Annotated in this window: 23 protein-coding genes; 14 read left to right on the top strand and 9 right to left on the bottom strand. The window is 44.5% G+C overall.

Going from position 1 to position 25,757, the window contains the following annotated elements; translation table 11 throughout:
- Nucleotides 1–13: 13 nt before the first annotated feature.
- Nucleotides 14–610 carry an HAD family hydrolase gene (locus ACQY6I_RS06525; RefSeq protein ID WP_428240663.1) on the top strand — a complete coding sequence of 199 codons (597 nt, stop codon included), beginning with the start codon at nt 14–16 and terminating at the stop codon, nt 608–610.
- Nucleotides 611–705: 95 nt separating this feature from the next.
- Here ACQY6I_RS06525 and ACQY6I_RS06530 read toward each other — a convergent pair whose 3' ends face one another.
- From ACQY6I_RS06530 to dnaA, 5 genes are all read right to left on the bottom strand, one after another.
- Complete coding sequence (locus ACQY6I_RS06530; RefSeq protein WP_428240664.1) at nt 706–2,508, bottom strand: sulfatase-like hydrolase/transferase; 1,803 nt, start codon at nt 2,506–2,508, stop codon at nt 706–708.
- Between the two features lie 221 nt (nt 2,509–2,729).
- Nucleotides 2,730–5,144 carry a DNA topoisomerase (ATP-hydrolyzing) subunit B gene (gene gyrB, locus ACQY6I_RS06535; RefSeq protein ID WP_428240665.1) on the bottom strand — a complete coding sequence of 805 codons (2,415 nt, stop codon included), beginning with the start codon at nt 5,142–5,144 and terminating at the stop codon, nt 2,730–2,732.
- Nucleotides 5,137–6,237, bottom strand: coding sequence for a DNA replication/repair protein RecF (recF, locus tag ACQY6I_RS06540; protein WP_428240666.1), 1,101 nt, complete (start codon nt 6,235–6,237; stop codon nt 5,137–5,139). Before recF ends, gyrB begins: the two co-directional genes overlap by 8 nt.
- A gap of 16 nt (nt 6,238–6,253) precedes the next feature.
- Entirely contained in the window at nt 6,254–7,357 is a 1,104-nt protein-coding gene (dnaN, locus tag ACQY6I_RS06545; protein ID WP_428240751.1) for a DNA polymerase III subunit beta, read from the bottom strand.
- A 70-nt stretch (nt 7,358–7,427) separates the two neighbouring features.
- On the bottom strand, nt 7,428–8,894 hold the full coding sequence (dnaA, locus tag ACQY6I_RS06550) for a chromosomal replication initiator protein DnaA (RefSeq protein ID WP_428240667.1): 1,467 nt from the start codon (nt 8,892–8,894) through the stop codon (nt 7,428–7,430).
- Nucleotides 8,895–9,530: 636 nt separating this feature from the next.
- Between dnaA and rpmH the strand changes: the two genes are divergently transcribed.
- From rpmH to sigJ, 10 genes are all read left to right on the top strand, one after another.
- Complete coding sequence (rpmH, locus tag ACQY6I_RS06555) at nt 9,531–9,665, top strand: 50S ribosomal protein L34 (protein WP_428240668.1); 135 nt, start codon at nt 9,531–9,533, stop codon at nt 9,663–9,665.
- Between the two features lie 21 nt (nt 9,666–9,686).
- The gene (gene rnpA / locus ACQY6I_RS06560) at nt 9,687–10,055 is read left to right on the top strand and encodes a ribonuclease P protein component (protein ID WP_428240669.1); all 369 of its coding nucleotides are present in this window, start codon (nt 9,687–9,689) and stop codon (nt 10,053–10,055) included.
- Between the two features lie 86 nt (nt 10,056–10,141).
- Nucleotides 10,142–11,821 carry a membrane protein insertase YidC gene (gene yidC, locus ACQY6I_RS06565; RefSeq protein ID WP_428240670.1) on the top strand — a complete coding sequence of 560 codons (1,680 nt, stop codon included), beginning with the start codon at nt 10,142–10,144 and terminating at the stop codon, nt 11,819–11,821.
- Nucleotides 11,822–11,883: 62 nt separating this feature from the next.
- Nucleotides 11,884–13,245 (top strand): tRNA uridine-5-carboxymethylaminomethyl(34) synthesis GTPase MnmE, encoded by a 1,362-nt coding sequence (gene mnmE / locus ACQY6I_RS06570; protein WP_428240671.1) that lies wholly within the window; start codon nt 11,884–11,886, stop codon nt 13,243–13,245.
- 547 nt (nt 13,246–13,792) lie between these two features.
- Complete coding sequence (locus ACQY6I_RS06575; protein ID WP_428240672.1) at nt 13,793–14,425, top strand: NAD(P)H-dependent oxidoreductase; 633 nt, start codon at nt 13,793–13,795, stop codon at nt 14,423–14,425.
- Nucleotides 14,426–14,721: 296 nt separating this feature from the next.
- The gene (locus ACQY6I_RS06580; protein WP_428240673.1) at nt 14,722–16,176 is read left to right on the top strand and encodes an ATP-binding protein; all 1,455 of its coding nucleotides are present in this window, start codon (nt 14,722–14,724) and stop codon (nt 16,174–16,176) included.
- Nucleotides 16,173–16,847, top strand: coding sequence for a response regulator (locus tag ACQY6I_RS06585; protein ID WP_428240674.1), 675 nt, complete (start codon nt 16,173–16,175; stop codon nt 16,845–16,847). The genes ACQY6I_RS06580 and ACQY6I_RS06585 overlap by 4 nt, the downstream gene beginning before the upstream one ends.
- Nucleotides 16,848–16,925: 78 nt before the next feature.
- Entirely contained in the window at nt 16,926–17,438 is a 513-nt protein-coding gene (locus tag ACQY6I_RS06590; RefSeq protein WP_428240675.1) for a rhomboid family intramembrane serine protease, read from the top strand.
- Between the two features lie 117 nt (nt 17,439–17,555).
- Entirely contained in the window at nt 17,556–17,999 is a 444-nt protein-coding gene (locus ACQY6I_RS06595; RefSeq protein ID WP_428240676.1) for a carboxymuconolactone decarboxylase family protein, read from the top strand.
- 1 nt (nt 18,000) lies between these two features.
- Nucleotides 18,001–18,885: an RNA polymerase sigma factor SigJ gene (sigJ, locus tag ACQY6I_RS06600; protein ID WP_428240677.1), complete on the top strand. Its 885-nt coding sequence runs from the start codon at nt 18,001–18,003 to the stop codon at nt 18,883–18,885.
- A gap of 82 nt (nt 18,886–18,967) precedes the next feature.
- Here the strand turns inward: sigJ and map are convergent, their stop codons facing one another.
- Together map and ACQY6I_RS06610 are read right to left on the bottom strand one after the other, a co-directional pair.
- Entirely contained in the window at nt 18,968–19,768 is an 801-nt protein-coding gene (gene map / locus ACQY6I_RS06605) for a type I methionyl aminopeptidase (protein ID WP_428240678.1), read from the bottom strand.
- Nucleotides 19,765–19,983 carry a ParD-like family protein gene (locus tag ACQY6I_RS06610; RefSeq protein WP_428240679.1) on the bottom strand — a complete coding sequence of 73 codons (219 nt, stop codon included), beginning with the start codon at nt 19,981–19,983 and terminating at the stop codon, nt 19,765–19,767. Before ACQY6I_RS06610 ends, map begins: the two co-directional genes overlap by 4 nt.
- 186 nt (nt 19,984–20,169) lie before the next feature.
- On the opposite strand from ACQY6I_RS06610, the gene ACQY6I_RS06615 reads away from it, so the two are divergent.
- Entirely contained in the window at nt 20,170–20,379 is a 210-nt protein-coding gene (locus ACQY6I_RS06615) for a DUF2061 domain-containing protein (protein ID WP_428240680.1), read from the top strand.
- Nucleotides 20,380–20,394: 15 nt separating this feature from the next.
- Nucleotides 20,395–20,595: a DUF4250 domain-containing protein gene (locus ACQY6I_RS06620; protein ID WP_428240681.1), complete on the top strand. Its 201-nt coding sequence runs from the start codon at nt 20,395–20,397 to the stop codon at nt 20,593–20,595.
- Nucleotides 20,596–20,605: 10 nt separating this feature from the next.
- Here ACQY6I_RS06620 and ACQY6I_RS06625 read toward each other — a convergent pair whose 3' ends face one another.
- Entirely contained in the window at nt 20,606–21,712 is a 1,107-nt protein-coding gene (locus tag ACQY6I_RS06625; protein ID WP_428240682.1) for a GGDEF domain-containing protein, read from the bottom strand.
- A 216-nt stretch (nt 21,713–21,928) separates the two neighbouring features.
- Between ACQY6I_RS06625 and ACQY6I_RS06630 the strand changes: the two genes are divergently transcribed.
- On the top strand, nt 21,929–22,417 hold the full coding sequence (locus tag ACQY6I_RS06630) for a hypothetical protein (RefSeq protein ID WP_428240683.1): 489 nt from the start codon (nt 21,929–21,931) through the stop codon (nt 22,415–22,417).
- A 193-nt stretch (nt 22,418–22,610) separates the two neighbouring features.
- On the opposite strand, the gene ACQY6I_RS06635 is transcribed toward ACQY6I_RS06630, so the two are convergent.
- Nucleotides 22,611–25,652 (bottom strand): hypothetical protein, encoded by a 3,042-nt coding sequence (locus tag ACQY6I_RS06635; protein ID WP_428240684.1) that lies wholly within the window; start codon nt 25,650–25,652, stop codon nt 22,611–22,613.
- Between the last annotated feature and the right edge of the window lie 105 nt (nt 25,653–25,757).

Consider the following 25,757-nt stretch of genomic DNA (forward strand, 5'->3'; position numbering starts at 1 on the left):
TATAAGGTATATTATGAAAATCACAACTCTGTTAATAGATTTAGGCGGTGTTCTCGTCGACCTCCGCTGGCGAGAAAACGTGTCAGCGTTGTTACAACGTGACGTACCTTTTGAACAACTTCATCAAGCATGGATCAGTTCAAAAGCAGCTAAGGCCTTCGAGACCGGTCAGTCGGATTTCAATCAGTTTATCAGTCATTTTCAACAAGAGTTTAGCATCACCAAAAACGAACAAGAGATACAGAAAGACTTTATGCAAATGCTGGCCGGTCCAAAGGCCGGTGCCAAAGAAATTCTCACCGAATTAAAAAAACACTATCGTTTGGCGGTGTTGTCCAATACCAATCCACCACATATTTCAGAAGTCCGGGAAAATTACGGGTTATTGGAACATTTTGATGACATATTTTTGTCTTTTGAAATGGGGTGCATGAAGCCAGACCCGGAGATCTATCTGCGGGCCTTGGAGCACATGGCAGTAGAGCCTGGTGAGGTATGTTTTTTCGATGATGGTCTCATTAATGTCGAAGCAGCAAAGTCTCTTGGCATGCACAGTTTTCAGGTTTTCAGTCCCGAGGAAATTCAACAAAGTCTGCAAACTTTCAAATGACCAAAAACTGTTTTTACTAATCTAGTCTCCGTGGTTAAAAACCAAGCCAGTCGAATGACCGGAGTTTCATCCCGGTCATTGGAGTGATCAATCTGTCAATTCTGAATACGAAAGTGTGACTTTATTTCCTGCGTTGCCTGCAGCAATCCTTCAGGGGATTTTGCATGCTTATTAATATCATTTAAGTCGTAGACTTTGATATAACCGGGATAAAGTTCATTAACGGTACTATTTTCGATAATTGCAGTATTCACATAACTCTGTGCAATCAATGTCCTTTTATCAGGACTGAATAAACTGGCTCCCGTTGATATATCGGCATATGTGTTTTGACAACCAACTGTTTCTATTGCCAGTGTAGGGGAAATATCCTCATGAGTAGTTCGATGTTCAATTACTCCCTGTTTCCCTGGCCAATGAACGACCAGTGGAACCTGTAACTGGTAACGACTGAAATTACTGCCATGTCCCCAATAGTTTTTTCCAGATTCGTTGAATTCTTCACCATGATCTCCCGTGATAACCATAATGGTTTTATCCCACAGATCACGCTGTTCCAGTCCGTTTCGGATTTGTCCGACAAGCTGGTCAATAAAGTGACCGGCATTAAAGTATTGATTCAAATACGGTGTTGGATCTGTCGTATTGTCCACTTCTGAAACGTCAATCATCTCTGCTGGAAGAAACGGCTTTTCAAACCCTTCAGGAGTGAGATATCGGTAGTGAGTACTATTAAAGAATATGAAACTAAAAAATGGCTGCTTGGGATGACTGTCTATTGCCGACAACAGCTTAGGACCCAACCCCTGATCTCCTTCTGTTGAACTGCCTTCCTGATGATTCTGTATTGCTTTTATACCCTTAAAAAACAGATCCTGGGCTTTGGTGCGTACAATATTCTGGTTGGCCAGAATATAAAACTGATAATCCTTTTGCTTCAACGCACTGACCAACGCAGGTTCCGAGCCAGCTCCTAAAGCATCCTCCCAGTAAATTGCCGATGTGCCATACATCAAACTAAATAGGCCTTTATCAGTCACGTTTCCACCACTCAGGTGATGGGTAAACATCAAAGATTCTTTACCTATCTGATAGATATTAGGAACAATTTCCGGCTTTAATTGATCAAAGCGCCAGCTTTCTATAACGATATATACAATATTGTAGTCTTCGCTATGTTCTTGGCATTGAAGACGTGTTTTTGGGTAGTGGAATATCCCAGAGGACTTAACAGAAATATTCAAATTATCCTGACGCAGGGATTCATCAAGTAACCCCCATTTTTGAATGTCATCATTAGCAATTAACGGTTGATACCACGGAATAACCTGAGAAAAGGAAACAACCTCTCTCATGCTATGAGCATAGGCCCAGGCATGAATACATTGTCCTATCAAGGTACTGACAAACAATAGGCTCCAGAACGCTGCCGTCTTACCATTTGAAATAAACCTGGGGGCATACTGAGCTAAAGCAGTAAACAGTAGCAGGGTCACTAACAACGCGCCCACTCCGAGACCGACTGTTCCATATGAAACACCCAATCCGTCCATATCAATGAAGAACATCTTGATAAAGAACATGTCGAGATGAAAGCGGTATAACTGAAACACCTGACTATCAAGCAACAAGGTGAAATTCAGAGAGGTTAATATGATAACCAAAAGACCTTTGAACAACCGCGTGGGCAACCATGAAATTACAGTAAATATGATGAGCAGCACCAGGTGTAGCATATATGCCTGACCGGTGACCGCCAGAGGATAGTAGATCTGGCCGAGGTGAGTATCGGGGGTTGTTGCCATCATCGCATTGCGGGTGATTATCAACGAAACAAAGACGATACTGAATACACTGATCTTCAGAAAGAAAGCCAGATTACTCTTTACTATTTTCACCACAAATAAAGTCCTTCAAGAATATAAAAAGAACAATGGAATACTGACATCACAAGCAAACAGAAAAGCAATATAGGATAGGCTAAAGTCGTTTCGCTCAACAATATGAGTAGTTTGCTCGAAGCCATACAAATCGCCATTCAGCTTCTTATTTACATAGAAAAAAGCAGCCATAAGGCCGCTTTCTTTTTCTTCTGGGGAAACTTTCAAACTTAAACAGTTTAAAAATCCAGGTTCTCGACATCCAGAGCATTGGCTTCAATAAACGCTCTACGAGGCTCAACGTCATCCCCCATCAGAGTGTTAAATATCTGATCAGCGGCAATGGCATCTTTGATATTAACCTGCATCATCCTGCGAGTCTGCGGATCCATGGTTGTCTCCCATAGTTGATCCGGATTCATTTCTCCAAGACCTTTGTAGCGCTGGATCGTATAACCTCTCTTGGCTTCTTTCATTAACCATTCAAGAAGCTGTTTAAATGATTCTACCTGTTGGGTCTTTTCGCCTCGTTTAATATAGGCACCAGGCTCTATCAGTTTGTTAATCGCATTACCTAATTTGCAGATTTCTTCATAATCATGACCGGTCAGGAATCCGCGAGACATTGGATGGTCTGAACTCAGCCCATGAGCATGAACGCTGACAACGGGTAGGAATATGTGGCGTTCTGTATCTTCTTTCACACCACATTTGAAATGCATGGAATTTGTTGCCGCTTCTTCTTCCAACCAACTCTGTAGTTCTGACGTCCAGCTCTCAACAGCCTGACGATCGGTCAGATGCTCTTCTTTCAGCTGGGATATATATATAGTGCCTTCCAGTACCTCTGATGGATAAAGTCGCGACAATCGGTTAATAATATTCATCACCAGATTGTACTGATTGACCAAATTTTCCAGCGCAGTTTCCCGGATTGGCGGCGCATCCGGATTAACATAAAACTCTGCGTCAGTTATCGCCTGATTGATCATGTAAGTATCCAGAGCATGATCATCTTTCATGTAATGCTCGGTTTTCCCTTTCTTAATTTTATATAGCGGTGGTAACGCAATATAAACGTGACCATTTTCTATGATTTCCGGTAACTGACGGAAGAAGAAAGTAAGTAATAATGTTCTGATGTGCGAACCGTCAACATCAGCATCCGTCATAATGATGATTTGATGATATCTGAGTTTACTTATGTCATATTCATCTCGACCAATACCACAGCCTAATGCGGTAATCAGTGTCCCTACTTCTGCCGACTGAAGCATTTTATCAAAACGGGCTTTTTCCACGTTTAGAATTTTACCTTTGAGCGGCAGAATAGCCTGAGTCTTACGGTCACGGCCCTGTTTCGCCGAACCACCAGCGGAATCACCCTCCACAAGATATAATTCGGAAAGAGCGGGATCTTTTTCCTGACAGTCTGCAAGTTTTCCCGGTAAACCGGCGATATCCAACGCACCTTTACGACGGGTCATGTCCCTGGCTTTTCTCGCTGCCTCCCTTGCTCTGGCAGCATCAATCATTTTACCAACGATGATTTTTGAATCATTCGGGTTTTCCAGGAGATATTCGTTAAACCTTTCGCCCATTTCCTGTTCTACAGCTGCTTTTACTTCAGATGAAACCAGTTTGTCCTTGGTCTGCGAACTGAATTTAGGATCAGGAACCTTCACCGATACAATCGCAGCCAACCCTTCACGGGCATCATCACCAGATGTCACAACTTTTTGTTTTTTAAGGATATTTTCCTGCTGAATATAGCTGTTCAGTGTTCGCGTTAAAGCAGAGCGAAAGCCGGCAAGGTGCGTGCCGCCATCTCGTTGGGGAATATTATTGGTATAACAAAGAATGTTTTCCTGATAGCTGTCATTCCATTGCAGTGATACTTCAACTGTGATGCCATCTTCTCGCTCATTGGTAAAGTGAAATACTTTATTCAGAGTTTGTTTGTTTTGATTCAAATAGCCAACAAATGCTTCCAGACCACCTTCATATTTGAATTGTTCTTCTTTTCCAGTTCGTTCATCTCTCAGAATAATAGAGACACCGGAATTTAGAAATGATAGTTCCCGCAGTCTTTTGGCAAGAATATCCCAGTTAAACCCAATATTATTAAATGTCTGTTCAGAAGGTTTGAAGTGGATTGTTGTGCCAGTACTAGAGCTTTCCCCCACTATCTTTAAAGGCTCTTGAGGAACGCCATGTATATAAGTTTGCTCATGGACCTTACCATTTTTGCGAACAGTCAGTACCAACTCTTTAGAAAGAGCATTTACAACAGATACCCCTACTCCATGAAGTCCACCAGAAACTTTATAGGTATTGTCATCAAACTTACCACCGGCATGAAGTACGGTCATGATGACTTCTGCAGCAGAACGCCCCTCTTCAGCGTGGATATCAACGGGAATACCACGACCATCATCGACAACCGTAATAGACTCATCTGGATGAATGGTGACAATAATATCCTTACAATAACCAGCCAAAGCTTCATCAATAGAGTTGTCTACCACTTCAAAAACCATATGATGCAAGCCGGTACCATCATCAGTATCACCGATGTACATACCCGGTCTTTTCCTGACCGCATCCAACCCTTTTAGTACTTTGATGCTCGAGGAATCATATTCTTTATTCATCTAATTCTCCTGAGACCTGGCCGTGTTTCACGTGAAACATTTTAATTTGGTCTTTATTGTTCCAAAATTCCAGTAGTTCACCCGGTTCAACGCACGTTAAAAAAACCTGGGCATCCATCTGCTCTAAAATCTTACACACCCTGTGGGTGTGGTTGCTGTCCAGTTCCGCGGGTAGATCGTCCAACAGAAAAATACAGCGCTTATGTTCTTTAAATATTTGCAAATGCGCTCCCTGCGCAAGCTTCATAGCAATAACAACCAGTTTTTGCTGGCCTCGCGAAAGAATATCCGCAGCGTTGTGTTTACCTAATCTAATACGAATATCGGCTCTCTGGGGTCCGCTATGGGTAAAGCCTGTTTTTATATCTACATCCTCTGATGCAGTAAGGACATCCAAAAGGCTTCGGCTTTTATCCCATCCCCTATGATAAGAAAGGGAAAAATTGTCCAGATCAGTTAACTTCGCCAATATTTCTACAAACTGCTGTTTGAATCTTTCCAGATACTGTTGTCTATACTCATCCAATGTTTCAGCTGCGGATGCAAATTCTCTGGTCCAGGCGGACATCTGAATCGGGTCGGCTATTTTACCAGAACGCAGCAAACTATTCCGATTTTTAAGCGCTTTCTGCACACGTTGCCACACATTCAAAAACCCGTGTTCCACGTGAAACACACCCCAATCGAGAAACTGTCTTCTGACGGCGGGAGAACCTGTCAATAAGTCAAATGCCTGTGCATCAATGACTTGTACTGGAGATAGCTTGGCAAGTTCTGAAACGGCGGTTACTTTCTCACCGGCTATCTTTATTTGGTTTACACCGTCTATGGCCTTGGACACGCCGACATGGCTGTGAATTTCACCGATTTCACCGTATACGGTTAAGGCGTGCTGGCCTTGCTGAATAAGAGTACTGTTTTTTGAGGAGGTAGATCGAAAGGAGCGCCCATGAGTCAGTATATGGATGGATTCCAATACTGATGTCTTTCCGGAGCCGTTATCGCCGAAAACAACGTTTACAAAATAGGCAGGCTCCAATCTGGCATCGGATATATTACGAACTCCCTGAATATGAAGCCTGTGTATAGTCACTATCTAATTATGTTCATCAGAGCCGCATGGGCATCACAACGTAAAGGGAGCCTTTGTTCTCTGCATCATGAATCAATGTACTACTATTAGGATCAGACATAATCATTTGAACCTGATCACCATTGATAACATTGAAAACATCCAACAAATAATTCACGTTAAACCCTAGTTCCAGTCTTTCGCCGTCGTAGTCCACTGCCATATTTTCTTCGGCTTCTTCCTGCTCCGGATTATTGGCCAGAACCTGAAGGTTACCATCGTGTAAAATGATCCTGACACCACGATATTTCTCGTTAGATAAAATAGCAGCCCGTCCAAATATGGATTTGCACTCTGCCCGTTCTGCAACAATAACTTTATCACCACCTTTTGGTAACACCCGCTCATAGTCAGGAAACTTCCCGTCGACCAACTTTGAGGTGAAGGTAAAGCCTGGCGTTTTTACCCGAACATGATTGCTGCCAATAGAAACCTGTACTTCACCAGTTCCCTCGCCCAATAGTCGGGCTAATTCCAGTATCCCTTTGCGAGGAATAATGACCTGCCGGCGACCTTCCGTAACCACATCCATTTCCACAGAGCTCATCGCCAGCCGGTGGCCATCGGTAGCGACAGTTCGCATATGGCCCTGATATATCTCAAGCAGCATACCGTTTAAATAGTAACGAACGTCCTGCTGAGCCATCGCGAACGACGTTGCATCGATAAGCCCTTTCAATACCTGCTGATCAACGCCAAAGGTCAGATTGTCTTGTTCATCTTCAACATTCGGAAATTCTGAAGCCGGTAGTGTGGACAAAGTAAAACGACTTCTACCACTGGTAACGATGACCCGACTTTCATCGGTTGAAAACGTAATCATTGCGTCATCTGGTAGTGACTTAACAATATCCATCAATTTTTTGGCTGGAATTGTCACTTCACCATCAGAAGCCGGCCCATCGATAGATAACCTGCCAATAAGTTCGACTTCTAAATCTGTTCCGGTTAATGAAATCTGATTATTTTCCAAAACCACCAACAAATTCGATAAAACAGGTAAAGTTTGCCGACGCTCAACGACACCGGAAACAAGTTGCAAAGGTCTGATCAAAGCATCCCTTGGCACCGAAAATTTAATCATCCTATTTCTCACTTATTGGGTAAAAATCTTATTAATTGAAAAGGGCCGCCGAATATGCTGAATTTTATCAGGTTGTCAGAGTCCTTAGAAGGTTGTCGTAGTCCTCTCTGATATCCAAATCTTTCTCACGCAAGTCCTTTATTTTACGGCACGCATGCAACACGGTTGTATGGTCCCGACCGCCAAAAGCATCACCAATTTCGGGCAAACTATGGTTCGTCAGTTCCTTTGCCAGAGCCATCGCTATCTGCCGGGGTCTTGCCACACTTCTGGATCGACGCTTGGAATTCAAATCACCAACTTTGATTTTAAAATACTCAGATACCGTGCGCTGAATGTTTTCTATGCTGACTTGTTTCTTTTGCAGATCCAGCAAGTCACGTAGGGAATCTTTGACTAATTGGACAGAAATTTGAGCACCCGTGAAATGGGCATTGGCAACGACTCGTTTTAACGCCCCTTCAAGCTCCCTGACATTTGAACGGACCAATTGAGCGATAAAAAATCCCGCATCCTGTGGCAAATGAATACCGGTTTCATCTGCTTTTTTCATCAGGATGGCAACTCGCGTCTCCAAATCAGGCGGCTCGACCTGAACGGTCAATCCCCAGCTGAAGCGACTTTTTAGTCTGTCTTCCACTCCAGTAATTTCTTTATGGAAGCGATCGCAAGTTAAAATAACCTGCTGATTCCCCTCAAGCAACGCATTAAATGTATGGAAAAATTCCTCCTGAGAACGATCCTTACCAGCAAAAAACTGTATGTCGTCAATCAAAAGTGCATCCAAACTGCGATAAAAACGCTTAAATTCATTAATCGCATTTCTCTGTAGTGCCTTAACCATATCCTGAACAAAGGTCTCAGAAGGCAAATACATCACCCTCGCATTAGGGTTTTTTCTTAAAATACTATGCCCAACAGCCTGCATAAGGTGAGTCTTTCCAAGTCCCACCCCGCCATATATAAACAGTGGGTTGTATGCACCACCAGCATTCTCAGCTACCTGTTGTGCTGCGGCCAACGCCAACTGATTGGACTTACCCTCAACGAAATACTCAAAGGTGTAGTGAGGACTCAGATAGTTCTCCAGCGGTGCAGCACTATCTTCCAGTGAATGAGAAGCAGGAGAATACTCCCTGGAGGCAGAGGTTTCATTGTTACCAATATCGATAACACGGGTAGACTGAGAGGCTGATGATTCAGGGTAATACTGAGCTTTACTATTATCAGTCGAAACAGGGGCTCCTGATCGCATATAACCACTGGCCGGTGAGTTAAAACTGGTCATGGCCGCTTCTTTTCTCTGACCAATAACCACCTTTATATCTGATCTTCCCAATCCACTAAGGATGGCCATGATCTGATCAAGATACTTTTCTTTCACCCAATCCATCACAAACCGATTGGGAGCACTCAGAATAACTTCCTGATCATTCTCAACGACCTGTAATGGTCTAATCCAGGTATTAAACTGCTGACTGGGTATTTCTATCTCCAGCTCATTTAAACATTGTTGCCAAACAGTCTCAGACACTATCAGTCCTGCTACAAAACCATAAATGGATGCTTAAAAACCGAACAAAAAGGAATATTTTGAAACACTTCAGAAGCAAGAACATCTATTTTAGTGTTCAGCGCAATAATTATCCACATCGAAAGCCAAAAGATATCCACAATTTCAAAAAATATTTTTTCCCTTATTTTTTAATGGTTTAAAAAATTTATTTAATAGTTTTCCTCAATGTTATCCAATGAATACCAAAAAAAAACAATACCATGTGGATAAATACAGGTACAAAACGCTGGAAAACCTGAGTGCAAACATCTGGATAACTTTTCTGTGGATAAATACCCATTTTATACCCACCTTATTCAAGGTTTTCAGCAAGATACCCAACTGTAATCAACAGACTTTAATTTTATATAAATCATTGTTTTTATTGGATTTTTTTAACTTATCAACACAAACGGCGGTTGCTAATTACTATAACAATCATAAAAAACAAAAAAAAATATAAACAATATATCTAAATACTTTTTTAGATTTCTCATACGCGAACTACCTAAAAACCATCCTCAAATGGACGTTGTAACCCACCGGAAAACTCTATAGAATCCGCCGTCCTAATTCAGGGCTACAGTCCTACATCTAAGTACTCGGTGGATAGTGATGAAAAGAACATTTCAACCTAGCAATCTGAAGCGTAAGCGTACTCACGGTTTCCGTGCTCGTATGGCTACTGCCAATGGTCGTCAAATCTTGGCCCGTCGTCGTGCCAAGGGTCGTAAGGTTTTATCTGCCTGATTCATTCAGCTGATAGCCGATATGGGATCCTACGAATTTACCCGACAGCAACGTCTTCTGACAGCCAAGGATTTTCGTAGGGTCTTCGATCTCACCCAATCTCGAGCAGCCTGCCCAGAACTCCTTTTTCTAGCCAGAACAAATGACCTTCCTGCCAATCGTCTGGGTTTTATTATTGCCAAAAAGAATGTCAAACGCGCTGTTAACCGAAATTTAATCAAACGCATTATTCGCGAAGAATTCCGATTAAAACCTCACTCTCCTAAATCAATCGATATTGTAGTACTGGCCCGTAAAGGCGCTGATAAACTCGATCGAAAAGCAATTCATAATATCACCCGTAAGATGTTCAAGAAGCTCGATCGACGGCTTCAGGAATCGGCTGCTTAACCCTGTCTCAACAGTGGTAAAAATAAGCCCCAGAAGGTAGGATTACGCCCACTTTTTTGCCCACCGAAAATAGGTTTTTAAATCGAATGGAAAATGTCAGACGTTATGCTCTGTATGTTGCTCTCGCTGTAGTTTCTTATTTGTTGCTACAGGCCTGGAATACAGACTACGGCCAAACGATCAATACAGCTCCTCAGCAACAGTCTCAGCTGCCCTCATCAGTCCCTGATGCACCCGGCAGTACCATGAACTCGACCACCGATGCTGATGAAGTACCTCCTGTCGGGCAAAGTACGTCTGTGCAGCCAACCGCAACGGAAAGTACTGGTTCAAATCGCTATGTTCACGTTAAGACAGATGTTCTGGAGCTTAATATTGATCTCAATGGTGGCGATATTGAATATCTGGCGTTGCCTAAATATCCACAATCGCTGGAAACTCCGGATGTTCCATTTATTTTGCTCGAAGATGATTCAACCCGGAAATTTGTGGTTAAAAGTGGCTTGTTCTTAGGAACACACTCTGAAGGTCGTGGTGAATTTACGTCATCTTCCAGCAATTACACCATGACAGGGGAATCCCTCGATGTTGTATTGTCGTATACCGCCAATGACATCACCTACGATAAAATCTTCCACTTTCGCAAGGGTGACTACCTGTTTGATGTTTCCTATCGCCTGACCAACAATTCCGATAAACCATGGGAAGGTTCTTTTTACGGTGAGATTAACCGCGATAAAAGCGCTGATCCAAGTGCTTCCAAAGGAATGAGCTTCTCTTCGGTGCTGGCGTTTGCATGGACAACCCCGGATACCCGTTATGAAAAAGTGAAGTTCGGTGATATTGATGATGGTGTTGCACATTTGAAAAATGAGGGTGGTTGGGTTGCCTTCCTGCAGCATTATTTTCTGACAGCATGGATTCCCGGCAAGCAGGATTCCAATACTTACTACTTTAACAAGACTTCCGATAATCGTTACCGTGGTGGTTTTACCGGCCCAACCGTGTCTGTGGCACCGGGAGCAACAGGTGAACTGACTGCCAGCATCTATTCAGGTCCAAAGATTCAGCAGCACCTTCGTCAGGTTGCAGATCATCTTGAGCTCAGCGTGGATTACAGTTGGTTGTGGTGGGCAGCTCAGCCAATTTTCTGGTTGTTGACAAAAATTCAGTCCGTGGTCATTAACTGGGGCTGGTCGATCATTCTGCTGACAATCTGTATTAAAGGTCTGTTTTATCCTTTGACCGCTTCCAGCTATCGCAGCATGGCAAAGATGAAGAAATTTGCTCCAAAGATGCAGGAACTGCGTGAGCAGTATGGCGAAGACCGCCAGAAAATGAGTCAGGAACTCATGAAGCTGTATCAGAAAGAGAAAATCAATCCATTAGGTGGGTGTTTGCCCATGGTGGTTCAGATGCCGGTGTTCATGGCTCTGTACTGGGTACTTCAGGAAGCCGTTGAATTAAGACAGTCGCCGTGGATTTTCTGGATCCATGACCTGTCACTCAAAGACCCCTACTTCATTCTGCCAATTTTGATGGCTGGTTCCATGTTCCTGCAAATGCAGATGACCACTCAGGCTAACATGGACCCTATGCAGGCTAAAATGATGAAAATGATGCCATTGGTGTTCGGTGTCATGTTCCTGTGGTTCCCATCTGGTCTGGTACTGTATTGGTTGGTGAATAACCTGATTACCATTGCCCAGCAGTGGTACATTAACCATCAGATAGCCAAAGCAGACAGTAAGAAGGCTACCAGTTAATCACTAAATGCACGAAAATCTAAAGGCCCGTTAAGGGCCTTTGTTGTTTCTGGAGTACGGTTATGAGTCAAGGTGACACTATCGTTGCCATCGCAACGGCCACAGGTCGTGCAGGTGTTGGAATCATTCGCGTTTCCGGGCCTCACGCAGCGTCTATCAGTCGACAGTTGACTGGTCGTGAGCTAACCCCTCGCTATGCCCACTATGGCCCTGTACGGGATCATCAGCAGGGATTGCTGGATGAAGGAATCTCCCTACTGTTTCCGGGTCCCAACTCATTTACCGGTGAAGACGTTTACGAATTTCAGGGGCACGGTGGACCGGTGATTCTGGATTTGGTAATGCAACAGATACTGGCGTTGGGTGCCAGACTGGCACGTCCTGGTGAGTTCTCCGAGCGGGCTTTTCTGAATGACAAACTCGATCTGGCTCAGGCAGAAGCCATTGCGGATCTGATTGATTCGGTTTCCGAACAGGCTGCTCGCAGTGCTCTTCGTTCCCTGCAGGGAGAGTTTTCAAATCGCATTAATGTGTTGGTTGAAGCACTGATTCAGTTACGCATCTATGTTGAAGCGGCGATTGACTTTCCGGAAGAAGAAATAGATTTCTTAGCGGATGGCAAAGTAACGGGTGATCTCGATGACATCATCAACCGTCTCAATGAAGTGTTTACGGAAGCCAATCGCGGCGCGTTGATGCGCGATGGCATGAAAGTGGTCATTGCCGGGCGACCAAATGCCGGAAAATCGAGCCTGCTGAATGCTCTGGCCGGTCAGGAACGGGCTATCGTTACCGATATTGCCGGCACCACTCGCGACGTACTCAAAGAACACATCCACATTGACGGGATGCCACTACATATTATCGACACTGCTGGGTTACGTGATGCACCTGATGAAGTCGAAAAAATAGGTATTGAAAGAGCCTGGCGGGAAATTACCGAAGCTGATCTGGTGTTGTTGATGGTTGATTCCACCGAAACCCCGGAAACAGAGCCTATGAAAATCTGGCCGGACTTCATTGATCGATTGCCCAAAAACGAACGGGTAACAGTGGTCCGCAATAAATGCGATCTGAGCAACGAAATTCCGGGACTGGAAAGTAACGGTAATACTGCTGTGATTCGTATTTCCGCCAAAACCCAGTCTGGTATTGAAGCCTTAAGAACTCATCTTAAGACTATCATGGGCTATGATGCTGGTAATGAAGGTTCATTTATGGCCCGTCGTCGTCATCTTGATGCACTCGAACGTGCCCGTACAAGTCTTGCAAATGGGCGCTACCAACTGTTGGATTCCGGTGCTGGAGAACTACTTGCTGAGGACCTTCGTGATGCCCAAAATGCCTTGGGTGAAATTACCGGTGCATTCAGCAGCGATGATTTGCTTGGCAGGATTTTTTCGAGTTTTTGTATTGGTAAATAGAAAAGTCAATTAAACCCATTAACCAGAATGATACGTTCTATGAGCTTATCAGTACAAAACGTCTACAGACTTTAAGCCAGGGCCCCTGGTGGTTTTTATGAATAGTTCTATTTTGTTTTCATGATAAATTTATTGGTTTTAAATATATTGATCAGAAAGTATTCCAAAAATAAAAATGTATCATTTTTGCCTTTTAGTAAATTAATTATTCTATTTATAAATAAAGTTCAACCAAGTTCATATCTTTAAATTGGCTATCGCATATATCATGTTGTTAGCCGTAGCCTTTTCCATTAGCGTTTTCTTTGGTTTTATATCCGTGTGTTTTGGATTGTTATTTATTCTGCCAACTACTAAATCCCCATCATTTGTCATGTTAAGTTCCGTGCACAATTGTTGTGTATTGGTTGGGCAGAGAAATTCTGTCTCTATTGGCTTGAAAACTGACAAAATCCACCAATATAGTCGCACCGGTAGTCACGGTAATAAGCGCTGACCACGCATATACGGTGAACAATGTTCTTTCATTTCCACAGGAGTAGAATCCATGCTGTTTGAGAAGCTCAATTGGCGCTATGCCACCAAAAAAATGGACCCGAGCAAACCGGTTCCACAGGAAAAGGTTGATAACATACTGGAAGCAGTACGCCTTGCCCCAACTTCCAGCGGCTTGCAGCCATTTGAAGTCATTGTAATCAAGAACAAAGAGATCAAAGAAAAAATCAGAGCAATTGCCTGGGATCAGAGCCAGGTAACGGATTGTTCTCACCTGGTGGTATTTGCGGCCTGGGATAATTACACCGAAGAACGCATCAACATGATGTTTGATCTGGTTAATGAAGAACGTGGTTTCACGAACGAAGGATGGGAGGCTTACCGCCAGAAACTATTAGCTGGTTATCCTCCAAGGGATCCAGAAGAGAACTTTGAACATGCCGCGCGTCAGGCTTATATTGGTCTTGGTCTAGCGTTGACAGCTGCTGCATTTGAAGGTGTCGATTCTACACCGATGGAAGGTTTCGATCCTGCCATGCTCGATGAAATTCTAAACCTTAAAGAACGTCACCTGAGATCTGTCGCGATTATGCCGTTGGGATATCGAGACTCCGATAATGATTGGTTGGTTAATCTGAAAAAGGTTCGGCGGCCAAAAGAAAGTTTTATCTCCGAAATTGATTGATGTAATGTCAAAATTTATTTTCTGATTTGCAAACAGGCTATTGATTTGACATCAGTAGCCTTCCCCACCTAACTGTTTGATTGCCTGAACCTTTTAACCTGTCGTTGTTTTGATCCATTCGTAATGTGTCTGGTTGCCTGACTTCTGAATAATACTCAGCATTCTTCCAAACTCCCTATGATTTTAGGCTGTTCGGTCAGTTATTATGATACTTTGGTGGCAAAATCCTTATTTTGTGCACCAAACAGCCTTAAAAATGCCATATGCTAACAAAATAAAACTGAGTTTTTCCTCTGATGATGAGCGTTGGTATTCGCAAGAAAGTCTTTTTAACCATTCTGGCAGCTAATCTGGTATTGGCTGGTGCTTTCCTGTTGGCAAACTGGTGGTCTTTGAATCATAGCTTTCTGAGCTACTTAAATCGTATTGAGAACAGGCATCTGGCTCCAGTTATCACAAACTTGAGGGAACATTTTCTAAGGGATGGAGATTGGCATGAATTGATCGCATCCGACGAAGCCTGGAAAAATTTTGTACGTTCTGCCCTCGTTTTTGATAACTATGAACGAAATGTTCTACCTGGGAATGAAACGCCACGGGGACCAAGGCACTGGGACATTGAACGCCCGTTTAATCCAGGATCGATGCCTGGTAACCTCAAACCGCCGCAGGATTTGTCCCGGCGCCTGATACTGACCGATTCTGACAAACACACACTGCACGGACTGCAACCCAATGATGGTAGCAAGATCGTATGGTTGCCAATTAGAAATGATGACAAAGTTTTAGGCTATCTTGGGGCCATCCAACACAACGCCATCAGCGATGACTTGGATTTGTTGTTCATTAAACAACGAAATGCTCAGACACTCTGGATTCTACTGGCTGCCGGGTTGGTTTCCCTCCTGTTTGCGGTGCCGTTTGCAAATCGATTACTAAAGCCGATTGAGGATGTTCAAAAGGCAATAAGGACGCTGGCAGACGGTCACTTCGATATATCCCTGAATACGAATCGTAGTGATGAACTGGGGCAGCTGGCGAGGGATTTTAACCGGCTTGCAAAAACGCTCAGTCAGAATCTCAGTGCCAGACAAAAATGGGTGGCTGATATTTCTCATGAATTGCGAACACCGGTTGCCTTATTACAAGCTGAACTCGAAGCGATGATGGACGGCGTGCGTGATGTCGATGAAGCATCTTTGGTTTCCCTGAGAGAAGAAGTCATACGGCTGTCGTTTTTAATTAATGATCTTCATGAACTGTCGATGTCCGACGCTGGAGCGCTTGCCTATAACATGCAGCGCTGCAATATAGTGGAAGTTCTGGAGGAAAATCTGGAAGCCGTGGCGGAGGACATTAGTGTTTCCCTTGAACTTCAAGCTCAAGCTGACCAGTATGAGATTAATGGTGATGAGAGAAGACTGTCACAGTTGGTTCGCAATTTGATCAGCAATACCAATAAATATACCGATTACCCTGGCACTCTGTTGGTCAGAATCAGTAAGTTGAATCATATCGTGGTAATTGACTGGATGGATTCGAAGCCCGGTGTGCCAGAAGCTGCTCTACAACATATTTTTGATCGTTTATACCGTGTCGATTCCTCACGAAACCGGGCAACGGGAGGCAGTGGGCTGGGGTTATCCTTAGTTAAGAATATTGTTGCAGCCCACAATGGTATTATTACGGCCAGACGCTCGGAGTATGGTGGTTTATGGGTACAGATCCAGTTTCCGGAGTACGGATTATGAATATTCTCATTGTTGAAGATGAAGTTAAGCTGGCGGAAATCGAACGGGATTATCTGATTCAGTCCGGTTATAACGTGGCGCTGTTGCATCGCGGGGATGAAGTAGCAGAATGGTTGCAGACCAATACAGTCGATCTAGTTGTATTGGATATTATGCTGCCAGGACTCGATGGTATGGAAATATGCCGTGAAATAAGAAAAAAAGATGACAATATGGCAATTATCATGGCAACAGCAAGAGTTGATGAAATAGACCGTCTGCTGGGGCTAGAGCTTGGTGCCGACGATTATCTGTGTAAACCATTTAGTCCGAGAGAGTTGGTTGCCAGAGTTAAAGCAGTATTAAGGCGTTATCGACTTAACCAGGGAAATCAGGGAGTGGATAATGCCGTTGATCTCATTCTGCTGGATCAGACCAATTGCGTAAAATATAAAGAGCAGGTGATTGAACTGACATCGGTGGAGTTTCAATTGTTGAATGCATTAAAGCAGAAAGCAGGAAAAATCCTCTCCCGAGATCAGTTAATGAATTTAATGTATCAGGATAACCGTATCGTCAATGATCGTACCATTGACAGCCACATTAAGAAGTTAAGAAAAAAAATTCAGGTGCTCGATGAAAGTCGTGAATTTGTCCGGTCTGTTTATGGTGCTGGTTATAAATACGAATAATTCAAAAAATATAGGAACAGAATGGGTGTGAAAAATTTCTGGCTTTGTTTCAAGATAATTTTGTGGCCTGTTGTTATCATGACGGTTATGTATTTTGCCAATGCTTCCACCGGGTATCGGTTATTAAAATATGGCGTTGTGCCTCGCGTGCTCGACAGTCTTCCAAATATTTATCTCATGCCGTTTTTACATGGCAGTTTTCAACATCTCAGTAACAATCTGATCGGTTTCATCATTTTCAGTGCATTATGCATATTGCGAGGTGTCAAACTGTATCTGTGGAGCAGTTTTTTTATTATTACCGTCAGTGGTTTACTGGTCTGGTTGTTTGGTCGTCCTGCTGTTCACATTGGTGCCAGTGGCTGGATATTCGGCCTTTGGAGTCTGAGTATTATGCTGGCGCTATTTAACCGTAGCTTCGTCAATATCGTCATAGCCCTGATCGTGGTGTTTTTATATGGAGGTATGATCTACGGAGTATTACCAAACAATCCTTCGGTATCGTTTGAGGCACATCTTTTTGGCGCATTGGCTGGAGCCATCGCGGCTTGGTTGAGCGTCGCTATTGGCAAGTCCAGACGCAGAAAGTGAAGTCTGTTACTTAAAAAAAATTCTGTGATGTCACAATCAGACATTCTATTTCGTCATGTTCGGGTAACACTAACCCATCACATCAAATGATGTGTCTTTCACAGGAAATATTCGAATATGAACGATCTATCAAACACTTCCCGCCCTTTGCATTATCATACTGAAATTGCCGACATTGTTGCCCGCATGGTCGAGCTACAACAGGCCATTGATAACCATATTCAGGATACGCCGTTGCGGCATCTGGCGGTACTTAGAGCATCGCAAATCAATCGCTGTGGTTTTTGCGTCGACATGCACACCCGTGAAGCGAGAAAAGACGGCGAGAGCAATCAACGTCTCGATCATTTGATTGTCTGGAACCAGACTGGTGACTTCAGCGAGGCGGAAAAAGCCATATTGGCGTGGGTGGAAGCCCTGACAACCGTACGGGATGACACGGATTACTCTGCTTTGCGTGAAACCTTGAGACATTATTACTCTGATCAGGAAATCTGTGCTTACAGTGCCGTGATCGGCATGATTAACTTCTGGAACCGCATGCAGATATCGGGACACTGATATGGATAAAGGGCAATTGTTTGAGGAGCATCGCAGTCGCCTGAAAGGGCTGGCGTATCGGATGTTGGGTTCTTATGCTGACTCGGAAGATGCAGTGCAGGATACCTTTATACGCTGGTGTCGTGAGGATATCGACCATATTGAAAACCCTATCGCCTGGCTAACCACGGTATGCAGTCGAATCTGTATGGATATGCTAAAGGCGCCTCATAACAGCAGAGTCGACTATGTCGGACCCTGGTTACCTGAACCCATTTATACGGCCGAAGAACATACTGTCGAGGAGGAAGTTATGTTGGCTTCCTCATTATCCATGGCATTTCTGTTGCTGCTGGAACGATTGACTCCAAAACAACGCGCCGCATATTTGTTAAAGGAAGTGTTTAATCATTCCTACACCGATGTTGCTGCCATTCTGGCAACCAGTGAAAGTACCTGTCGAAAGCTGGTTTCCAGAGCCAATGCGGCTATCGGTCAGGACAACAACCGTTATCAAATGCCTCCTGAACGGCAGCAAATACTGCTGGAAGCATTTCAACAGGCAATGAATGGTCAGCAGCTGGAGCACTTTACCCGGTTATTGGCAGAAGATGTGCAGTTGACATCAGATGGTGGTGGCAAAGTTTTGGCCGTATTACGGATATTGTCCGGGCGTCAAAGGGTGCTGGATTTTTTCAGTACAATACAGCGTCAAGGCTGGTGGCAACAGCTGCAGTGGCAACACGTGCCAATAAATGGCGTCAAAGGGATTTTAATGAAGCATCAGGGAAAAATTATTAATACAGTAACTTTTGGGTTTAATGAGCAGGGTCAGATCAGCCGGATATTCATTGTTCGTAACCCCGACAAGCTGTCAGCTGTAAAAAAGATGGCATCACTTCATTAGGTAGATGAAAAACGGAATCTTAACAGGTTATCAGTCCGGCGTGTTTAATTGCCGGACTGATAGAGGCAGATTGGTGTGGGCGTTATGACATAAAGGCATTATCTGCATCGCGGCGTTCTTCATCCCGAAGGGTCAGAACTTCAAAACCATCATGGGTTACTGCAATGGTATGTTCCCATTGGGCTGATAATTTCTGATCGCGGGTTACAACGACTGTCCAGCCATTTTTCTGAGCCAACGAACGGGTTTTATGTGTACCCTGGTTGATCATGGGCTCTATCGTAAAGGTCATACCCTCACGTAATTCAACATCGACACTGGCTTCAAAATAATGGAATACGTGCGGATCTTCATGCATTTCACGGCCAATACCATGACCAGTGTAGTCGCGTACAATGCTATAACCGCGAGGCTTGATGAATTTTTGAATGGCGCGACCGACCTCACACAATTTGACACCAGGGCGGACAACTTTAATACCTTCCCATAAAGCCTGATACGTCACATCAATTAATTCTTTAGCTTCAGTGCTGACCGTTCCCACGCAGTACATTTTGCTGGAATCAGCGATAAAACCATTCTTTTCAAGTGTGATATCGCAGTTGATAATATCGCCATCTTTGAGGATATCGTGAGCATCCGGCATTCCGTGACAAATCACTTCATTAATGGAGGTATTCAAAGTAAACGGAAAACCATATTGACCTTTGCTGGCAGGTCTGGCGTGCAGAGTATTAACGATGAAGTCCTCTACTTTGGCATCGATATCCAGTGTTGAGATACCAGGACGAATAAAATCATTCAGCATTTCAAAGACTTGTGCCAGTAGTCGACCGGATTCCCGCATCAATTGCATTTCTGAGTCATCTTTTAAATGAATCATGCTGACACCGCCTTTTGACTCAGGCTGTATACGGAGATGTCTGGATTTTCCATCAACATGGCCACCAGTTCGGTATATCCCAGAGTTGGATTAAACTCGGCCAGCATGCCGATTTTGATCCAATGCTCGGCTTGAGCGTTGATGGAGCGTGACATGACTTTACTGCTCAGTCGCAACTCGCCATGCAATTCCTCAGATATTTTTAAAATTCCCATTCAGTTCTCTCCTCCGTTTCTGGGTTTGATAAGCATATTGTATATGAATCATATATAAAACATATATTTTAAATGATAATTAATATCATTTTCCTATGGCGAAGATAAATACTGTCAATTGGCGCGTGATGCTTTCAGGTTTTAGGATGGACATACAAAATAAAGAACTGATTAGCGAGGAACGATATGAAAACTCTGACATTTGCAATGACGCATTTTACGGTGGCTTTTACGGTGGCGTACATACTGTCCGGTAGCTTGTTGGTCGGAGGTGTCATCGCTCTGGTAGAACCGGCAGTCAATACTGTGGCGTATACTATTCATGAGCGAATCTGGGAAAACCTGCGGCTGAAAAGGCAGCAGCAGGCCGGTCATAATGAAGTAATTACAGCCTGAAGATGAGGAATGGAGATGTTCAGTGACAACAGCTTGAGAAAAATGGATCCAGCTATGAGCCTGAGTCTGATTAATATGAAACTACGGGACCAGTTTTCATCGCTGACAGAATTTATGAACTACTACGATTTATCTGCAGCGCTTATGGATGAGCTACAACAGACCCATGGCTGGCACTACGATGCTGACAACAATCAGCTCAAAGAAAATGGCTGATCAGAACCGTTTATTTATCCGACGGGATCGTTGAATAGGAGAAGGCTACTTGGTTTCTGCCAGATTCCTTGGCTTTATAAAGCGATTGATCAGCTTTTAAAATAACACCTTTCAAAGTATTGGCTTCTTCAGAACTCGCGATACCAATACTCGCAGTGACTTTTCCAACGTGTCCCAGATCAAGCGTCTCGATCACCTTGCGCAGTCTTTCAGCAAATCCAACAGCATTTTTTAGGTCGAGTCGTGTGGTAATTACCATAAATTCTTCGCCTCCCCAGCGACCCAGTACATCATCCGGGCGGGTGCACTTGTTTATAGCAGCCGCTATTTTAGCGAGTACCTCATCCCCGACCAAGTGACCAAACTGATCGTTAATACGTTTGAAGTGATCAATATCGATCATAAAAATCGCATAAGGCAACGGATTTTTTCGCCAGGTAGTGCGTAGTTTATCTAGATTGAGTTCAAGACCACGCCGGTTGAAAATACCGGTCAATTCATCAGTCAGGGCAAATTTTTCCATAGTTTTGGCCCGTATTTGTGCCTCATGCGTGGTTGCTCGAAGTTTAATAATGGACCACAGTATCATGATGTAACTGAAATGGGCGGTCGCAATATTGGTGACCAAAGGCCAGGTTTGTTCAAATTTCAGGTGGTGACTCAAAGCCAGATATTCACCGATTAACAAAGAAAAATAAGAAATTGCAGAGGCAATCAATGCTTCCCTAATGCGCAAAAACAAAAATGCAATCACGTATATCAGTGGTAACCACTGCATTGCTGTAGTCGCAGAATAATAATTTTCGAAATTGATTTTCTGAAAACTTTCCCAGATATTTATCAGAATCAAATAGATAGAGGCCACTGCAAATGCGCCGGTCCTTACCACAATGTCCATGCGATCACTGACATAACTCAAACCAATTAGAAACAGCAGAGCGGCGATGCAGAGTGGGTAAGCAATGGCATCAAATTTGTTTATCAAGTCTGCATTGGTTTCGCCAATCCAGACTCCGACAAATACCAGACAACCAGTGCCGATGATACGCCGGGTTAAGGAGATATCGAGAGTTGAATCCAAATCCAGTATAGAAAACTTTGGGGTATCTTCTTCCATTAGATTATTTCTCAAAGCAATGTGAGATGTCATAAACAGACTACGACTGAATCTTATGACTATCCTTGTCATGAACTTCACAATTTGAAATGGTTTTCAGGAAATTGTGATTTCCTTTGTTATCAGCCCGATTCCTTGGTTTTTCCATAATTACTGCAAATTTAAAAACCATACTAATAACCATAACTCAAGCAAAGATTAAAAAAGGATCAAGTTATGAACTCAATAGTTAAAACAGTAATTGTGACTGCTCTGTCTGTTAGTATGGGCACGAGCATTGCTTCCCTTTCGGCTGCTAAAACCAATTTCCATAATTGTGGTTCAGGGAATATGCGCCCACCACCAGCTATGATAAGTCAGAATTTCGAGTATATTTTCGGGCAACTGAATATCACTGAAGATCAGGGTAAACAAGTTCTGGATATTCTGAAACAACAGCGCGACACCATGCGTAAAACTATGCAGACAGCACGGCAGCAGGTTCAGGCCGGTCCGCCAACAGAAGACGAACGTAAGGCAATACAGGCAGCCATGAGAGAACAGTTGAGGGTGTCGCTTACGCCGATTTTGAGTAATGAACAGATCGAGGAATTTCTGGATTATTTTGAGGCGCATATGCCAGCAGGTAGACCTCATGGTCAGAAACCAGATATTACCGATATGAGTACTGACAGTGATACCGATGCTGACTTGAATAATTTGTAGAATAAAACCATCAACTGGCCTTTTAGATTGTTTTCGCCACTAATAACCCGACCTGTATACTTGCCAGATTAATAGTATGCAGTTAAGAAAATGCCAGCATCTATACGTGGAAAAGACTTGCTCGAAAAACGAATTGTTTTCAAAACTATAAAACAGCCCGCTCGGTTCAGTGGGCTGTTTTTGTCAGAAGCGGCTAAAACAAATACACTGCTCCGGATTTACTAAGTGAATCGTCACTTTGATCGCTGTTAATACCTTTTGCTCCACCATTTTCCCCTCTGGAACCAATGGCCAACACGGTAGCATCACTGTTCAGACTGATTGAGGAGCCGAATTTTTGCGCATTTTCTATATTGCTGGCTCGCATAACTGCCTGTTGATTCCATTGCCCCCCAATATCGCGGATAAAAGTATAAACTGCACCTGAATCATTATAGCCATTGGCTGAAACATCTCCGTTTACGCCAGGAGCCCCTGCTTTGTTCAGGACTGCGCCAATTGCCAGGACATTCCCTTCACTATTCATGCTGAGGGAGGAACCGAAGTTGCTTTTGAATCGTGCATTTTGAGCCTTGAGGTAGGCCTCCTGGCTCCACTGATCAGTGCTGTCACGAATGAAAATATAGGTTGCACCGGAATTTGCAGCTGAATTATCTGTCTCGTCGCCATTGATGCCGCTGCTGCTATCTTCATTTTGAGCACCCACGGCAAGAATTGATCCGTCATCATTCAGAGTAACGGCAGAGCCAAAATAGTCACCAGTCTCTGATGTACTGGCTTTGATATAAGCCTGTTGGCTCCAGCGATCTGTATCATCCCGGACGAATACGTAAACCGCGCCGGAGTCTTGCGCACTATTATCGGATTGATCACCATTAATACCAGAGGCACTACTGTCTTCCCGAGTAGCACCCACCACCAGAGTGGAGCCATCCTGATTCAAGCTGACGGAGGAACCAAAAAGATCATTTTCGCCGGTATTACTTGCTTTCACGTAAGCCTGTTGATTCCAGGTATCTGTGTTTCGGGTGAAGATGTATACCGCCCCGGAGGTCGACGCTGAGGTATTTGTTTCGTCGCCGTCGATACCGGTGGCATTACTGGACTCAAGCATTGCGCCAGCCGCGAGTGTGTTGCCATCAGCGCTTAAGGTGAGAGTACGAGCAAACTGGGCATTCTTAGTTGGGTGGGTGGCTTTAATATAAGCCTGCTGACTCCAGTTTCCACTGATGTCCCGAACAAAAATATAAACAGCCCCCGAGTTTTGCTTATTATTATTGCTCTGATCACCATTGACTCCGGTTGAATCACTGGATTCGAAGGGTGCACCGACAGCGAGTGTGTTACCGTCTCTACTCAGATGCAGGGCGAAGCCAAACCGGTCATTACTGCCTGTATTACTGGCTTTCAGGTACGCTTGCTGGCTCCACTGTCCCGCTGCCGTTTTGTTAAATACATAGACTGCCCCCGACCGACCGGCTGCATTATTATTCTGATCACCATCAACACCAACGGCATCGCTGCTTTCTGTGGGTGTGCCGACAACCAGGGTAGAGCCATCTGAACTCAGGCTCACAACGGTGCCAAAATTATCATTTGCATCGGGATTACTGGCTTTCACATACCCTATGGCTTCAACCATGGTGCTCTCGACAAACAGGGTCGCTGAATCGGTACAACTGATGTCATTACAAGCCTGCAGGATATATTCGCCATTTGGACGAGCATAGAGAGGCACCTCTAAGGTCATGCTTTCAACACCTGCGGCAATGTTTTGGCCGACCTGGGTGAAACCGGACAAGCCGTCAGGATTCTCCAGTAGACGGTAATAAGTTGCAGCCTCCACATCGGTCCAGTCAAAGCGGAAAAGCTTGGTGGCATGGAATGTCAGAGTCATTTCCGGAGCATCCAGGTTTGAGCGCGTTGGGTCTGTTGGAAATACATCATCAACGTTGGCTATGCCGTCGCCGTCGATGTCACTGGGTACACTGGCATTGTTAGCCGGATCACTGCCGGCAGCGGTTTCATCGTCATTGCTGAAGCCATCGCCGTCGATGTCACTGGGTACACTGGCACTGTTAGCCGGATCACTGCCGGCAGCGGTTTCATCGTCATTGCTGAAGCCGTCGGCGTCTATGTCACTGGGTATACTGGAACGGTTAGCCGGATCACTGCCGGCAGCGGTTTCATCGTCATTGCTGAAGCCATCGCCGTCTATGTCACTGGGTACACTGGCACGGTTAGCCGGATCACTGCCGGCGGCAGTTTCATCGTCATTGCTGAAGCCATCGCCGTCGATGTCACTGGGTACACTGGAACGGTTAGCCGGATCACTGCCGGCGGCAGTTTCATCGTCATTGCTGAAGCCGTCGCCGTCGATGTCACTGGGTACACTGGCATTGTTAGCCGGATCACTGCCGGCAGCGGTTTCATCGTCATTGCTGAAGCCATCGGCGTCGATGTCACTGGGTACACTGGCACGGTTAGCTGGATCACTGCCTGCAGCAGTTTCATCGTCATTGCTGAAGCCGTCGGCGTCTATGTCACTGGGTATACTGGAACGGTTAGCTGGATCACTGCCTGCAGCGGTTTCATCGTCATTGCTGAAGCCATCGCCGTCGATGTCACTGGGTACACTGGCACGGTTAGCCGGATCACTGCCGGCGGCGGTTTCATCGTCATTGCTGAAGCCATCGCCGTCGATGTCACTGGGTACACTGGCACGGTCAGCTGGATCACTACCTGCAGCAGTTTCATCGTCATTGCTGAAGCCATCGGCGTCGATATCGTTGGGTACACTGGCACGGTTAGCTGGATCACTACCTGCAGCAGTTTCATCGTCATTGCTGAAGCCATCGCCGTCGATGTCGCTGGGTACACTGGCACGGTTAGCCGGATCACTACCTGCAGCAGTTTCATCGTCATTGCTGAAGCCATCGGCGTCGATATCGTTGGGTACACTGGCACGGTTAGCCGGATCACTACCGGCAGCAGTTTCATCGTCATTGCTGAAGCCATCGCCGTCGATATCATTGGGTACACTGATGCTGTCGGCCGGGTTGCTGCCAGCCGCTACTTCCTGTGCATCACTGAAACCATCATTATCTGAATCAATTGATGTTTCAGAACCTGCACCCGTGGGGCTGGTGGAGTCACTGGAACCTGATCCACAAGCTGATAGTAATAGCGCAAATACAACCGGTAAGATCCATCCGATTTGTGCCGAAAGATTCATGGGTTCTCCTCATGTTTTAGCGTTGTTTGATCTATTCTGACCGGCTGGTAAGTTATGGTTAGTAAGGAAACCGAACAACCCGACAGATGTCGGGTTGTTCGGTTA

The sequence above is a fragment of the Gynuella sp. genome, assembly GCF_050297175.1.
Classification (GTDB): domain Bacteria; phylum Pseudomonadota; class Gammaproteobacteria; order Pseudomonadales; family Natronospirillaceae; genus Gynuella.